Origin of the sequence: Rathayibacter sp. PhB152 (genome assembly GCF_003751395.1) — a bacterium.
In the GTDB taxonomy this organism is placed as follows: Bacteria; Actinomycetota; Actinomycetes; order Actinomycetales; family Microbacteriaceae; genus Rathayibacter; species Rathayibacter festucae.
Genome location: NZ_RJUT01000005.1, coordinates 260,334 through 273,764 on the forward strand (window position 1 = coordinate 260,334; position 13,431 = coordinate 273,764).

The window sequence follows — 13,431 nt, forward strand, 5'->3', positions numbered from 1 at the left end:
GCGTATCGAGATCCACGGTCATCGAGACGTGAGTCCGCAGACCACCGTCTCGGCCACGGTGGGTCTCGATACGCCCCTCCAGGGCAACTCGACCAGCATGGGTCGACCGACACCCCCGCTTCGCAAGGCCGAGCGGTCCCGAGAAATGCGTGCCAGCATTTCTCGGAAGCGGACCGGACACGCTCCACCCACGCATCCACCTCGAAATGCCGACCGCGGTCTTCTCCCGCCCAGGCGGGAGAAGACAATGGAACTCTTCGTCAGGTCGTTCTGGCCGATCCTGTCGGGCGGCATCGTCGGCACGATCCCGCTCGCGCTGTCGAGCTTCGTGCTCGGCCTGGCCCTCGCGCTGGCCGTCGCGCTGATGCGCCTCTCGCGGGTGAAGGTCCTGGCCTGGATCGCGCGCGCGTACATCTCCGTGATCCGCGGCACCCCGCTCCTGGTGCAGCTCTTCGTGATCTTCTACGGCCTGCCCAGCCTGGGCGTGAAGATCGACCCGTGGCCGAGCGCGATCATCGCCTTCGCGCTCAACGTCGGCGGCTACGCGGCCGAGGTCATCCGCGCCGCGATCCTCAGCGTGCCCAAGGGGCAGTGGGAGGCGGCGCACACCATCGGCATGGGCCGCGGTCTCGCCCTGAGGCGGATCATCCTGCCGCAGGCCGCGCGAGTGTCGGTGCCGCCGCTCTCCAACACGTTCATCTCGCTGGTGAAGGACACCTCGCTCGCCTCGCTGATCCTGGTGACCGAGCTCTTCCGCCAGGCGCAGAAGATCGCCACCGCCTCGAGCGAGTTCATGCTGCTGTACCTCGAGGCCGCCCTCATCTACTGGCTCATCTGCCTCGTCCTCTCCAGCGGCCAGAGCCTCCTCGAGAAGCGATTGGACCGCTATGTCGCCCGTTGACGCCCCCTCCGGCACCGCAGGCCGCCCCACGGACGGCGACCGGCCCGTCCTCCGCGCCACGGGGCTGCGCAAGTCCTTCAGCGGCGTCGAGGTCCTCCGCGGCATCGACCTCGAGATCCGCCGCGGCGAGGTGATCGCGCTGATCGGCCCGTCCGGCTCGGGCAAGACGACGGTGCTGCGCTCGCTGAACAGCCTCGAGGTCCCCGACGGCGGCCTGCTCGAGCTCGCGGACGGCTCGGTGCTCGACTTCGGCGGGCCGGTCGGCAAGCGCGCCCTCACCGCGCTGCGCGACCGCTCGGCGATGGTCTTCCAGCACTTCAACCTCTTCCCGCACCTGACCGTCCTGCAGAACGTCACCGAGGGCCCGCTGCGCGTGCAGCGCCGCCCGCCGTCCGAGGTGGTGCCGGAGGCGGAGGCGCTCCTCGAGCGCGTCGGTCTCGGCGGCCGTGGCGGCGCCTACCCGTTCGAGCTCTCCGGCGGCCAGCAGCAGCGGGTCGGCATCGTCCGGGCCCTCGCGCTCCGGCCCGACCTGCTGCTCTTCGACGAGCCGACGTCGGCGCTCGACCCCGAGCTGGTCGGCGACGTCCTCTCGCTGATGCGCGAGCTGGCGGGCGAGGGCTGGACGATGCTCGTCGTCACGCACGAGCTGGAGTTCGCCCGGCAGGTCGCCTCCGAGGTCGTCTTCATGGCGGACGGGGTGGTCGTCGAGCGCGGCGCGCCCGCGCAGATCCTCCGCGAGCCGCAGGAGCCGCGCACCCGGCAGTTCCTGCACCGCCTGCTGCACCCGCTCGAGTAGCGCGCCGGCCGGCGGCGGCGTCCCCCGTCCCGGGGTGGGCGCGGCGGTCGCTCGTCCCGCGCGGACCCGTGCCTAAGCTGTCGGAGTGACGGGGAACAGCGAAGCCGAGACCACGCGGATGCCGACGACGGGCGACGGGACCGAGCCGACCCGGGAGTACGTGTGGCCCGAGCCGGAGCCGGGCGGGCGCCGTCCCGCGACCGGCGCCACCGCCGTGCAGGAGGCGCAGCCCGCGTCGCCGTCTCCGCTCGGTTCCGTCGAGCCGGAGCCGGAGCCCGCCCGCCGGAAGGGCAACCGCCTCGCCGGCCTCGCCATCGCCCTGCTCACCACCGCGGTCTTCGCCGCCCTGTACCTCGTCGCCCTCACCGCGATCCGCGTGCTGATCGACGCCGTCGAGGGCGACCCCGTGGCGATCGCGCTCGCGCAGGGCCCCACGGCCGTCTTCCTCCTCCCGGTCGCCGCCTTCTTCGCCGGACTCGCCCTCATCGTGCTCGCGGTCAACCGCGCCGGCTGGTGGGCCTACGTCCTCGGCGGCTTCTTCGTCGCGCTGCTCGCCGGCGCCGCCGCCCTCGTCGGCGCCTGGTCCGCGGTCGGCGGCTTCGCCGTGCCGCAGGACCGCACCGCCGTGGTCGACTTCCTCCGCGACCCCGCGACCCTCCTCGCCGTCGCCGCGGCCGCCGTGCTCGCCCGGGAGGTCAGCGTCTGGGGCGGGAGCCTCATCGCCGGCCGGGCGCGCGGGGTGAAGCGCCGCAACGCCGAGCGCGACGCCGCCGCGCAGTCGTGACGGCCGCCGGCCCGGGGGAGCAGGGCCGCGGCGCGGGCCTGGCCTACGGCATCGCCCTCGCGGCGTTCGCGTCCTTCCTCTACCTCGCCCTGGTGGTCTGCGCGTTCGGCGTGCTCAGCCTGCTGCTGGACCAGGACGTCGTCCCCGAGCGCGACGCCGGCCCGATCCTCGGCCCGGTCGTGGTGGCGGTCTGCGTCCTCGCCGTCCTCGTCTCGATGATCACGCTCGCCGCCCGGCCCGGGGTCAGCCGCCTCGTCGGCCCCTCGCTGCTGACGGCGGTCGTCGTCTACGCGCTCTTCCTCCTGGTCGGCGGCGCGATCTACGGCCTGGGCCTGGGGGAGCCCGGTGCCATCCTCCGCTTGGTCGTCGACCACGCCGCGACGCCGTTCGCGATCGCCGCGGGCGTGCTGGCCGGAGCGGTGCAGATCCTCTTCCTCGCGATGCTCGCCCGTCGCGACGCAGGCGGCGGGACCCCGCACTGGGGCTGGGAGGGCGACGAGCGCGAGTGAGGCTCCGGGCGGCGTTCTCTCCCAGGGCGAACGCGGTCCGGTTGACCGCCCCCGTCACTCCCCGTAATATTCTTCGGGTGTGCGCTTTGTCGTGCGCTCGTGTCGTGCCTCCGGGCCGGCGCAGTGCCGCGCTTCGCTCCACCGGGTCCGCGAGGACCCGCGGGTTCGTCCGATCGGGCGGCCCCCACGGCATACCCCTCCTCCTCCAGGTCTCCGCTCGTCGGTGCCGAGAGGGAGTCGGGTCCAGATGAACTCGGCCGTCCCGGAGACGGGCAGGCCGAATGTCGACCATCGATCCGCTGTCACCGTGCAGCATTCAAGGAGCAAATCAGTGCCAACGATTCAGCAGTTGGTCCGAAAGGGACGCACGCCGAAGGTCACCAAGACCAAGGCGCCCGCCCTGAAGGCCAACCCCCAGCAGCGCGGCGTCTGCACGCGCGTCTACACGACCACGCCCAAGAAGCCGAACTCGGCCCTCCGCAAGGTGGCCCGCGTGAAGCTCTCCAACGGCACCGAGGTCACGGCCTACATCCCCGGTGAGGGCCACAACCTCCAGGAGCACTCGATGGTGCTCGTCCGCGGCGGTCGTGTGAAGGACCTCCCCGGTGTCCGCTACAAGATCGTTCGCGGCGCCCTGGACACCCAGGCCGTCAAGAACCGCAAGCAGGCTCGCAGCCGGTACGGCGCGAAGATGGAGAAGAAGTAATGCCTCGTAAGGGACCCGCTCCTAAGCGCCCCGTCGTCGCAGACCCCGTCTACGGCGCCCCGGTCGTCAGCCAGCTCGTGAACAAGATCCTCCTGGACGGCAAGAAGGGCCTCGCCGAGCGCATCGTCTACGGCGCGCTCGAGGGGGTCTCGACCAAGAACGGCCAGGACGCCGTCGTCACGCTCAAGAAGGCGCTCGACAACGTCCGTCCGACCCTCGAGGTCCGCAGCCGCCGCGTCGGCGGCTCGACCTACCAGGTCCCCGTCGAGGTCAAGCCGCACCGCGCCAACACCCTCGCCCTCCGCTGGCTCACCAGCTACGCGAAGGCCCGTCGCGAGAAGACGATGACCGAGCGTCTCATGAACGAGATCCTCGACGCGTCGAACGGTCTGGGCGCCGCTGTCAAGCGTCGCGAGGACACCCACAAGATGGCCGAGTCGAACAAGGCCTTCGCGCACTACCGCTGGTAGCGCACCCCGCGCCCGCCCCCGGCGAGCGCGACCCCCGGTCCCGCGGCGCGCGCCCTCGCGCGTGCGCCGCGGGACCGGACCCGGCGGCGGATCCTCGGATCCGGCGTGGACGGGCGACCGCCACCATCACGATCCCAGCCGATCGGCCATGAACCCGTTGCGCTGGCTCCATCACCTATCGGAGGAACTCCGTGGCACAAGATGTGCTCACCGACCTGAACAAGGTCCGCAACATCGGCATCATGGCCCACATCGATGCCGGCAAGACCACCACCACCGAGCGCATCCTGTTCTACACGGGTATCACGCACAAGATCGGTGAGGTCCACGACGGCGCCGCCACGATGGACTGGATGGCGCAGGAGCAGGAGCGCGGCATCACGATCACGTCCGCCGCGACGACGTGCTTCTGGAACAAGAACCAGATCAACATCATCGACACCCCCGGTCACGTCGACTTCACGGTCGAGGTCGAGCGCTCGCTGCGCGTCCTCGACGGCGCCGTCGCCGTCTTCGACGGCAAGGAGGGCGTCGAGCCCCAGTCCGAGACCGTCTGGCGTCAGGCCGACAAGTACGACGTCCCGCGCATCTGCTTCGTCAACAAGATGGACAAGCTCGGCGCCGACTTCTACTTCACCGTCGACACGATCATCAACCGCCTCGGCGCCAAGCCGCTGGTCATCCAGCTGCCCATCGGCGCGGAGTCCAGCTTCGAGGGTGTCGTCGACCTCGTCGAGATGCGCGCGCTCACGTGGCGCGGCGACTCGAAGGGTGACGTCGCGCTGGGCGCGAAGTACGAGATCGAGGAGATCCCCGCGGACCTGGCCGACAAGGCCGCCGAGTACCGCGAGAAGCTGCTCGAGACCGTCGCGGAGACCTCCGACGAGCTGCTCGAGAAGTACTTCGGCGGTGAGGAGCTCACGGTCGCGGAGATCAAGGGCGCCATCCGCAAGCTGACCGTCAACTCGGACATCTACCCCGTGCTCTGCGGCTCCGCGTTCAAGAACCGCGGCGTCCAGCCGATGCTCGACGCGGTCGTCGACTACCTCCCCTCCCCGCTCGACGTCCCCGCCATCGAGGCGCACGACGTCCGCGACGAGGAGAAGGTCATCATGCGCCACGCGGACTCGACCGAGCCCTTCTCGGCGCTCGCGTTCAAGGTCGCGGTGCACCCGTTCTTCGGTCGCCTCACCTACGTCCGCGTCTACTCGGGCAAGCTCGACTCCGGCGCCCAGGTCATCAACTCGACCAAGGGCAAGAAGGAGCGCATCGGCAAGATCTTCCAGATGCACTCCAACAAGGAGAACCCGGTCGACTCGGTCACCGCCGGCCACATCTACGCCGTCATCGGCCTCAAGGACACCACCACCGGTGACACCCTGAGCGACCCGACCGCGCAGGTCGTGCTCGAGTCGATGACCTTCCCGGAGCCCGTCATCGAGGTCGCCATCGAGCCCAAGACGAAGGCCGACCAGGAGAAGCTCGGCACCGCGATCCAGAAGCTCGCGGAGGAGGACCCCACCTTCCGCACCGAGCAGAACCAGGAGACCGGTCAGACGGTCATCAAGGGAATGGGCGAGCTGCACCTCGACATCCTGGTGGACCGCATGAAGCGCGAGTTCAACGTCGAGGCCAATGTCGGCAAGCCGCAGGTGGCCTACCGCGAGACGATCCGCCGCACGGTCGAGAAGTACGACTACACCCACAAGAAGCAGACGGGTGGCTCGGGCCAGTTCGCGAAGGTCCAGATCTCCATCGAGCCGATGGAGGTCGAGGCCGACAAGACCTACGAGTTCGTCAACGGCGTCACCGGTGGTCGCGTCCCCCGCGAGTACATCCCCTCGGTCGACGCGGGCATCCGCGACGCCATGCTGGTCGGCGTCCTCGCCGGCTACCCCATGGTGGGCATCAAGGCGACCCTGACCGACGGCGCGGCGCACGACGTCGACTCCTCGGAGATGGCGTTCAAGATCGCCGGCTCCATCGCGTTCAAGGAGGCCTCGCGCAAGGCGCAGCCGGTCCTCCTCGAGCCGCTGATGGCCGTCGAGGTCCGCACGCCCGAGGAGTACATGGGCGACGTCATCGGCGACCTCAACTCGCGTCGCGGGATGATCCAGTCGATGGAGGACGCCGCGGGCGTCAAGGTCATCAAGGCCAACGTCCCGCTGTCCGAGATGTTCGGCTACATCGGCGACCTGCGCTCGAAGACCTCGGGCCGCGCGGTCTACTCGATGACGTTCGAGACCTACGCCGAGGTCCCCAAGGCCGTGGCCGAGGAGATCGTCCAGAAGAACAAGGGCGAGTAGCACTCGTCCCACCCCCGCCGCGGTTCTGCGGAACCGCGGCGGGCCTGGTAGTGTCGTGCGGGTTTGCTGCCGCGTTCTGCGCGCCTCGGATCCTCATCGGATGGCCCGCGCGACCACTGCCGGTAACATACCTACACAAAACCCCCGCAAGTCCTCCTGTCCTCGTGCCGCCCCGTGCGGCGTCGGATGCGGATGCTTGCACCTAAGTCCTGAGGAGGACCCACAGTGGCTAAGGCCAAGTTCGAGCGGACCAAGCCGCACGTCAACATCGGAACCATCGGTCACGTCGACCACGGAAAGACCACCCTCACCGCGGCGATCTCGAAGGTTCTGGCGGACAAGTACCCGTCCGCGACCAACGTCCAGCGTGACTTCGCGTCGATCGACTCCGCTCCCGAGGAGCGCCAGCGCGGCATCACGATCAACATCTCGCACGTCGAGTACGAGACGCCGAAGCGCCACTACGCGCACGTCGACGCCCCCGGTCACGCCGACTACATCAAGAACATGATCACCGGCGCGGCTCAGATGGACGGCGCGATCCTCGTGGTCGCCGCCACCGACGGCCCGATGGCTCAGACCCGTGAGCACGTCCTCCTCGCCAAGCAGGTCGGCGTGCCCTACCTCCTCGTCGCCCTGAACAAGGCCGACATGGTGGACGACGAGGAGATCCTCGAGCTCGTCGAGCTCGAGGTCCGCGAGCTGCTGTCCTCGCAGGGCTTCCCCGGCGACGACGCCCCCGTGGTCCGCGTCTCCGGCCTCAAGGCCCTCGAGGGCGACGAGGCGTGGACCCAGTCCATCCTCGACCTCATGGACGCCGTCGACGCCTCCGTCCCGGACCCGATCCGCGACAAGGACAAGCCGTTCCTCATGCCGATCGAGGACGTCTTCACGATCACCGGTCGTGGAACCGTCGTCACCGGTCGCGCCGAGCGCGGCACCCTCTCGCTGAACTCCGAGGTCGAGATCGTCGGCATCCGCCCGACGCAGAAGACCACGGTCACCGGCATCGAGATGTTCCACAAGCAGCTCGACGAGGCCTGGGCCGGCGAGAACTGCGGTCTGCTCCTCCGCGGCACCAAGCGCGAGGACGTCGAGCGCGGCCAGGTCGTCGTCAAGCCGGGTTCGGTCACGCCGCACACGGACTTCGAGGGCACCGCGTACATCCTGTCCAAGGACGAGGGTGGGCGTCACAACCCGTTCTACGGGAACTACCGCCCCCAGTTCTACTTCCGCACCACCGACGTCACCGGCGTCATCACGCTGCCCGAGGGCACCGAGATGGTCATGCCCGGCGACACCACCGACATGACGGTCGCGCTGATCCAGCCGATCGCCATGGAGGAGGGCCTCGGCTTCGCCATCCGTGAGGGTGGCCGCACCGTGGGTGCCGGAACGGTCACCAAGATCGTCAAGTAGGTTCTCCTACTGATCTCTCGAGAGGGGTCGTCCGCTTCGGCGGGCGGCCCCTCTCGTCGTTCCCGGTGTAGGTCGGGCCCGGTCTCGATCCGCTCCGCGGAGGCTGACTAGCGTGGGAGGCATGCCCTTCGTGAAGACGAACCCGTCCGCTCCCGCGCAGTTCTTCGAGTGGGAGGCGGCGGGTCTGCGCTGTCTGGCCGAGGCCGAGGCGGCCGGGGGAGCCCGCTGTGCCGAGGTGCTGCTCGTCGAGCCCGGCCGCATCGAGCTCGAGGAGGTCCGCTCCGCCCGCCCGACGCGGGAGGCCGCCCGGCGCTTCGGCGGCGCCCTCGCGCGCACGCACGATGCGGGAGCCGCCGCCTTCGGTGCGCCGCCGGCCGGCTGGTCCGGCCCCGCCTTCATCGGGCGCCGCACGATGCCCTGCACTCCGGCGGACTCCTGGGGTCGCTTCTACGCGGACCAGCGGGTCCGGCCCTTCCTCCGCCCGGCCCTCGAGGCGGGGAACCTGTCCTCCGCCGACGCCCGCACCGTCGAGAGCGCCGTCGACCTCGTCCGGGCCGGAGCCTTCGACGACGACGACGTCCCGGCGCGCCTCCACGGTGACCTCTGGAACGGCAACGTGCTGTGGTCGGACGAGGGCACGGTGCTGATCGACCCGGCCGCGCACGCCGGCCACCGCGAGACCGACCTCGCCATGCTGGCGCTGTTCGGGCTGCCGCACCTCGACGACGTCCTCGCCGGCTACCAGGAGGTCCACCCGCTGCGCCCCGGATCCGAGGACCGCGTGCCGCTGCACCAGCTCCATCCGCTCGCGGTGCACGCCGCCGGCCACGGACCCTCCTACGGCCGGGCCCTCGCCGATGCCGCGGCCCGCGTCCTCGCTCTCTGATCTCCCCGGCGCGTCCCGCACCGTTCGTCCAGGCGGTGTCGCCACACTGAGGCTCGCGCGGCCCCCTGCCCGCACGGATCAAGGAGGAACCATGGTGGACTTCGGCAAGCTCGGACGACAGGCCGGCGAGCTGCTCAACAGCAAGAAGGTCCAGGAGACGCTCCGCAGCGAGAAGGCGGAGGGCGTCTCGGACCAGGTGCTCGAGAAGACCGGCGACATCGCGAGCCGCCTCACCAAGGGCAAGTACGACGACCGCATCGAGGACCTCAAGCGCCAGGCCGACAAGCGCCTCGGCAACGAGTAGCGCAGGGCCGGGGGCGCCCGTCAACCCGCTGACGGTGCCGGAGCCCCCGCCCTATCGTCGGGTCGATGGCCGATCCGCTCACTCAACGACTCCGCCGGACCGACTCGAGCGGTCGCGGCTACAGCCGGGTCCGTTCCGGTACCGGATTCAGCTACCGCGACCCCAAGGGCGCCACGGTCACGGACCCCGAGCTGCGGGCCCGCTTCGACCACCTCGGCATCCCGCCGGCCTGGCAGGAGGTCTGGATCGCGCCGTACCCCAACGGGCACATCCAGGCCACGGGCGTCGACGGCGCCGGCCGCCGGCAGTACATCTACCATCCGACCTGGCGCGAGCAGAAGGACCGGATCAAGTTCGACCGGGCGCTCCGGCTCGCGGAGGCCCTCCCCGGCGCCCGACGCCGGGTGACGATCGCCCTGCGCGACGAAGGGCCCACCCGCGAGCGCGCGCTGGCGACCGGCTTCCGGATGCTCGACACCGGCTCGCTGCGGGTCGGCAGCGAGCAGTACGCGAAGGAGCACGGCAGCATCGGCCTCACGACGCTGCTCTGCTCACACGCGACGACGCACGGCGACCGCGTCGCACTCGCCTTCCCGGGCAAGAGCCACCAGGCCTGGACGAGCGAGATCCTCGATCACGACCTGGCCCGCGTGGTCCGGGCGCTGAAGCGCCGCGGCCCGAACGCCCGGCTCCTGGCCTGGAAGGACGGCCGCGTCTGGCGCCCGGTCTCCGCGGCCGACATCAACGACTACGTGCGCGAGCGCGCCGGCGACGACTTCACGGCGAAGGACTTCCGCACCCTGCACGGCACCGTCGCCGCCGCGCTGAGTCTCGCGAAGGCGGGACCGCAGCCCACCCAGCGGCTGCGCACGAGGGCGATCTCGCAGGCGATGAAGGACGCGTCGGAGGTGCTCGGGAACACGCCGACCGTGGCTCGCGCGAGCTACGTCGACCCCCGGGTGCTCGATCACTTCCGGGCGGGCGAGACGATCGATCCGTCCCGGCCCGGCTCGGCCGAGACGACGTTGCGCGCTCTGCTCTTCGAGTGAGCGGCCCGCGTCGGCCGGACCCGTTGAGGCCCGGGATTCCGCGGGCGGACGTCCGCGGCCACCGACCTCCGCGCCGCGACACGCCCGGGTTGCACGGGTGCTGGATCCGTGAGAGACTCTTCTAGTTCAAAATTTCCGCCCGCGCAGCGTGCTGCGAGGGGGTGGAACACTGCCAGGCAGTGCCGAGACGGCGCCCCAGCGGCTCGACCCGAGAGGGCGGCCCCGCGAGTGCGACGTCGAGGCGGCGGGTAGCAGAACGACAACAACCGACAACTCAACGGGCTCTCCGTGCGTCGTGCGTTCTGCACGGCTCTCAGAGCGCCTCGAGCGCGGTGCTTTTGACAGAAGAACACTGGTGCACTTCCTCCGGTTCTCCGGATGTTCCTTCGCGAGCGCGTCCTATGCGACACGAGCCCGGCTCCGGCCGGGGGAGTGGCGTACGACGCAATAACAAGAGAGTGAGAGATCACACATGGCGGGACAGAAGATCCGCATCCGACTGAAGTCGTACGACCACGAGGTCATCGACACGTCGGCGCGCAAGATCGTCGACACGGTGACCCGTGCCGGTGCAACGGTCGTCGGCCCCGTGCCGCTTCCGACCGAGAAGAACGTGGTCTGCGTGATCCGTTCTCCCCACAAGTACAAGGACAGCCGCGAGCACTTCGAGATGCGCACCCACAAGCGCCTCATCGACATCATCGACCCGACGCCCAAGGCCGTCGACTCGCTGATGCGCCTCGACCTCCCGGCCGACGTCAACATCGAGATCAAGCTCTAAGGAGGAGTGCCACCATGTCTGTCACTGTTTCCCCCACGCTGAAGACCAGCAAGGGCCTCCTCGGCACGAAGCTCGGCATGACCCAGGTCTGGGACGAGAACAACAAGCTCGTCCCCGTCACGGTCATCGAGATCAGCCCCAACGTCGTGACCCAGGTCCGCACGGAGGAGAAGGACGGCTACACCGCCGTCCAGCTCGCCGCCGGTGCGATCGACCCGCGCAAGGTGAACAAGCCCGCCGCCGGTCACTTCGACGCCGCGGGCGTCACCCCCCGCCGCCACCTCACCGAGGTCCGCACCTCCGACGCCGCCGACTACTCGGCCGGCCAGGAGCTGACCGTGGACGCCGTCTTCGAAGCCGGCACCAAGGTCGACGTCGTCGGCACCTCCAAGGGCAAGGGCTTCGCCGGTGTCATGAAGCGTCACAACTTCAAGGGCGTCTCGGCTTCGCACGGTTCGCACCGCAACCACCGCAAGCCCGGCTCCATCGGCGCCTCCTCGACCCCCAGCCGTGTCTTCAAGGGCATGCGCATGGCCGGTCGCATGGGTGGCGAGCGCGTCACCGTGCTCAACCTCAAGGTGCACTCCGTCGACGCCGAGAAGGGTCTGCTGCTCGTCAAGGGCGCCGTCCCCGGTGCGCGCGGTCGCCTCGTGTTCGTTCGCAACGCCGTGAAGGGAGCGTAGTTCCATGGCTACCTCTGTCGACATCATCGACGTCCAGGGCAACAAGTCGGGCGCGTTCGAGCTCCCCGCCGAGCTCTTCGACGTCCAGACCAACATCCCCCTGATCCACCAGGTCGTCGTGGCGCAGCTCGCCGCGGCGCGCCAGGGCACCCACTCCACGAAGAACCGTGGCGAGGTCTCGGGAGCCGGCCGCAAGCCGTTCAAGCAGAAGGGAACCGGTCGCGCTCGTCAGGGCTCGATCCGCGCCCCGCACATGACCGGTGGTGGCGTGGTCCACGGACCGACCCCCCGCAGCTACGCGCAGCGCACCCCCAAGAAGATGATCGCCGCAGCCCTGCTCGGTGCTCTCTCGGACCGCGCCCGCGGCTCGCGCGTGCACGTGGTCGAGTCCCTCGCCCTCGGCGAGACCCCGAAGACGAAGGACGTCCTCGTCCTGCTCGATGCCCTCTCGGTGTCGCGCAACGTCCTCGTGGTCCTCGAGCGCGACGACTTCATCGCCGAGCTCTCGCTCCGCAACGTGCCGTTCGTGCACATCCTGCCGTCCGACCAGCTCAACGCGTACGACGTGCTCGTCTCCGACGACATCGTCTTCACGAAGGCCGCACTCGACGCGTTCGTCGCCTCGAAGTCCGGCGCCAAGAAGGAAGAGGTGAACGCATGAGCCAGTCCGCCGCGTTCAACAAGGACCCCCGCGACGTCATCATCTCGCCGGTGGTCTCGGAGAAGTCCTACGGCCTGATCGACGAGGGCAAGTACACCTTCGTCGTCGACCCGCGCTCCAACAAGACCGAGATCAAGCTCGCCATCGAGAAGATCTTCGGTGTCCAGGTCGCGTCGATCAACACGCTGAACCGTCAGGGCAAGACCCGCCGCACGAAGTTCGGGGCCGGCAAGCGCAAGGACACCAAGCGCGCGATCGTCACGCTGAAGTCCGGCTCCATCGACATCTTCACGAGCGTCGGCTGAGCCGAAGAAGCGTAGAGGAAACAGACAATGGCTATTCGTAAGTACAAGCCCACGACCCCCGGTCGCCGCGGCTCCAGCGTTGCCGACTTCGCCGAGATCACCCGATCGACGCCCGAGAAGTCGCTCCTTCGCCCGCTGTCCAAGACCGGTGGCCGCAACAACTCCGGTCGCATCACGACGCGTCACATCGGTGGTGGCCACAAGCGCCAGTACCGTCTGATCGACTTCCGTCGGAATGACAAGGACGGCATCAACGCCAAGGTCGCTCACATCGAGTACGACCCCAACCGCACCGCGCGCATCGCGCTGCTCCACTTCGTGGACGGCACCAAGCGCTACATCCTGGCTCCGAACAAGCTCTCGCAGGGCGACGTCGTGGAGTCGGGCTCGGGTGCCGACATCAAGCCCGGCAACAACCTGCCGCTGCGCAACATCCCGACCGGTACGGTCATCCACGCCATCGAGATCAAGCCGGGTGGCGGCGCCAAGCTCGCCCGCTCGGCCGGCACCTCGGTCCGCCTCGTCGCCAAGGACGGCCCCTACGCGCAGCTCCGCCTGCCGTCGGGCGAGATCCGCAACGTCGACGCGCGCTGCCGCGCCACGATCGGCGAGGTCGGCAACGCCGAGCAGTCGAACATCAACTGGGGCAAGGCCGGCCGCATGCGCTGGAAGGGCGTCCGCCCGACCGTCCGCGGTGTCGCGATGAACCCGGTCGACCACCCCCACGGTGGTGGAGAGGGCAAGACCTCCGGTGGTCGCCACCCGGTCAGCCCCTGGGGCCAGTCCGAGGGACGCACCCGTCGCCCCAACAAGGAGAGCGACAAGCTCATCGTTCGCCGCCGCACCGCCGGTAAGAAGCGCAAGTAGGAGT

16 protein-coding genes are annotated in these 13,431 nt (G+C 69.5%); all 16 read left to right on the plus strand.

Annotated features, from left to right (window positions below; translation table 11 throughout):
* Window positions 1-247: 247 nt before the first annotated feature.
* The 16 genes from EDF36_RS14125 to rplB all read left to right on the plus strand — a co-directional run bounded on the left by EDF36_RS14125 (window position 248) and on the right by rplB (window position 13,427).
* Window positions 248-901, plus strand: a complete 654-nt coding sequence (locus tag EDF36_RS14125) for an amino acid ABC transporter permease (RefSeq protein ID WP_123702092.1) — start codon at window positions 248-250, stop codon at window positions 899-901.
* Window positions 888-1,697: an amino acid ABC transporter ATP-binding protein gene (locus EDF36_RS14130; protein WP_123733509.1), complete on the plus strand. Its 810-nt coding sequence runs from the start codon at window positions 888-890 to the stop codon at window positions 1,695-1,697. Before EDF36_RS14125 ends, EDF36_RS14130 begins: the two co-directional genes overlap by 14 nt.
* Before the next feature lie 85 nt (window positions 1,698-1,782).
* On the plus strand, window positions 1,783-2,481 hold the full coding sequence (locus EDF36_RS14135; RefSeq protein ID WP_127885910.1) for a hypothetical protein: 699 nt from the start codon (window positions 1,783-1,785) through the stop codon (window positions 2,479-2,481).
* Window positions 2,478-2,990: a DUF6121 family protein gene (locus EDF36_RS14140; RefSeq protein WP_123733510.1), complete on the plus strand. Its 513-nt coding sequence runs from the start codon at window positions 2,478-2,480 to the stop codon at window positions 2,988-2,990. The genes EDF36_RS14135 and EDF36_RS14140 overlap by 4 nt, the downstream gene beginning before the upstream one ends.
* Window positions 2,991-3,321: 331 nt before the next feature.
* The gene (gene rpsL / locus EDF36_RS14145; RefSeq protein ID WP_011186743.1) at window positions 3,322-3,696 is read left to right on the plus strand and encodes a 30S ribosomal protein S12; all 375 of its coding nucleotides are present in this window, start codon (window positions 3,322-3,324) and stop codon (window positions 3,694-3,696) included.
* A complete protein-coding gene (gene rpsG / locus EDF36_RS14150) occupies window positions 3,696-4,166 on the plus strand; it encodes a 30S ribosomal protein S7 (RefSeq protein ID WP_056037355.1) in 471 nt (156 codons plus the stop codon). Before rpsL ends, rpsG begins: the two co-directional genes overlap by 1 nt.
* Before the next feature lie 191 nt (window positions 4,167-4,357).
* A complete protein-coding gene (gene fusA / locus EDF36_RS14155; RefSeq protein WP_123445036.1) occupies window positions 4,358-6,472 on the plus strand; it encodes an elongation factor G in 2,115 nt (704 codons plus the stop codon).
* A gap of 225 nt (window positions 6,473-6,697) precedes the next feature.
* Window positions 6,698-7,891: an elongation factor Tu gene (gene tuf / locus EDF36_RS14160; protein WP_123445037.1), complete on the plus strand. Its 1,194-nt coding sequence runs from the start codon at window positions 6,698-6,700 to the stop codon at window positions 7,889-7,891.
* Between the two features lie 121 nt (window positions 7,892-8,012).
* Window positions 8,013-8,777, plus strand: coding sequence for a fructosamine kinase family protein (locus tag EDF36_RS14165; RefSeq protein WP_123733511.1), 765 nt, complete (start codon window positions 8,013-8,015; stop codon window positions 8,775-8,777).
* Window positions 8,778-8,868: 91 nt separating this feature from the next.
* The gene (locus EDF36_RS21315; protein ID WP_123735027.1) at window positions 8,869-9,081 is read left to right on the plus strand and encodes an antitoxin; all 213 of its coding nucleotides are present in this window, start codon (window positions 8,869-8,871) and stop codon (window positions 9,079-9,081) included.
* 65 nt (window positions 9,082-9,146) lie between these two features.
* The gene (locus tag EDF36_RS14175; RefSeq protein ID WP_123733512.1) at window positions 9,147-10,130 is read left to right on the plus strand and encodes a DNA topoisomerase IB; all 984 of its coding nucleotides are present in this window, start codon (window positions 9,147-9,149) and stop codon (window positions 10,128-10,130) included.
* 472 nt (window positions 10,131-10,602) lie between these two features.
* Window positions 10,603-10,911: a 30S ribosomal protein S10 gene (gene rpsJ / locus EDF36_RS14180; protein WP_005050520.1), complete on the plus strand. Its 309-nt coding sequence runs from the start codon at window positions 10,603-10,605 to the stop codon at window positions 10,909-10,911.
* A gap of 14 nt (window positions 10,912-10,925) precedes the next feature.
* A complete protein-coding gene (rplC, locus tag EDF36_RS14185; protein ID WP_104224566.1) occupies window positions 10,926-11,594 on the plus strand; it encodes a 50S ribosomal protein L3 in 669 nt (222 codons plus the stop codon).
* 4 nt (window positions 11,595-11,598) lie between these two features.
* The gene (gene rplD / locus EDF36_RS14190) at window positions 11,599-12,255 is read left to right on the plus strand and encodes a 50S ribosomal protein L4 (protein ID WP_123445041.1); all 657 of its coding nucleotides are present in this window, start codon (window positions 11,599-11,601) and stop codon (window positions 12,253-12,255) included.
* Complete coding sequence (gene rplW, locus EDF36_RS14195) at window positions 12,252-12,560, plus strand: 50S ribosomal protein L23 (RefSeq protein WP_123445042.1); 309 nt, start codon at window positions 12,252-12,254, stop codon at window positions 12,558-12,560. Before rplD ends, rplW begins: the two co-directional genes overlap by 4 nt.
* Window positions 12,561-12,587: 27 nt before the next feature.
* On the plus strand, window positions 12,588-13,427 hold the full coding sequence (rplB, locus tag EDF36_RS14200; RefSeq protein WP_123445043.1) for a 50S ribosomal protein L2: 840 nt from the start codon (window positions 12,588-12,590) through the stop codon (window positions 13,425-13,427).
* Window positions 13,428-13,431: the final 4 nt, after the last annotated feature.

Excerpts from the sequence above, each read along its gene's own strand:
- rplD (WP_123445041.1), top strand. The coding sequence starts at position 11,599 with ATGGCTACCTCTGTCGACATCATCGACGTCCAGGGCAACAAGTCGGGC.
- rpsJ (WP_005050520.1), top strand. The coding sequence starts at position 10,603 with ATGGCGGGACAGAAGATCCGCATCCGACTGAAGTCGTACGACCACGAG.
- EDF36_RS14165 (WP_123733511.1), top strand. The coding sequence starts at position 8,013 with ATGCCCTTCGTGAAGACGAACCCGTCCGCTCCCGCGCAGTTCTTCGAG.
- EDF36_RS21315 (WP_123735027.1), top strand. The coding sequence starts at position 8,869 with ATGGTGGACTTCGGCAAGCTCGGACGACAGGCCGGCGAGCTGCTCAAC.
- EDF36_RS14175 (WP_123733512.1), top strand. The coding sequence starts at position 9,147 with ATGGCCGATCCGCTCACTCAACGACTCCGCCGGACCGACTCGAGCGGT.
- rplC (WP_104224566.1), top strand. The coding sequence starts at position 10,926 with ATGTCTGTCACTGTTTCCCCCACGCTGAAGACCAGCAAGGGCCTCCTC.
- EDF36_RS14130 (WP_123733509.1), top strand. The coding sequence starts at position 888 with ATGTCGCCCGTTGACGCCCCCTCCGGCACCGCAGGCCGCCCCACGGAC.
- rplB (WP_123445043.1), top strand. The coding sequence starts at position 12,588 with ATGGCTATTCGTAAGTACAAGCCCACGACCCCCGGTCGCCGCGGCTCC.
- EDF36_RS14125 (WP_123702092.1), top strand. The coding sequence starts at position 248 with ATGGAACTCTTCGTCAGGTCGTTCTGGCCGATCCTGTCGGGCGGCATC.
- rpsG (WP_056037355.1), top strand. The coding sequence starts at position 3,696 with ATGCCTCGTAAGGGACCCGCTCCTAAGCGCCCCGTCGTCGCAGACCCC.
- rplW (WP_123445042.1), top strand. The coding sequence starts at position 12,252 with ATGAGCCAGTCCGCCGCGTTCAACAAGGACCCCCGCGACGTCATCATC.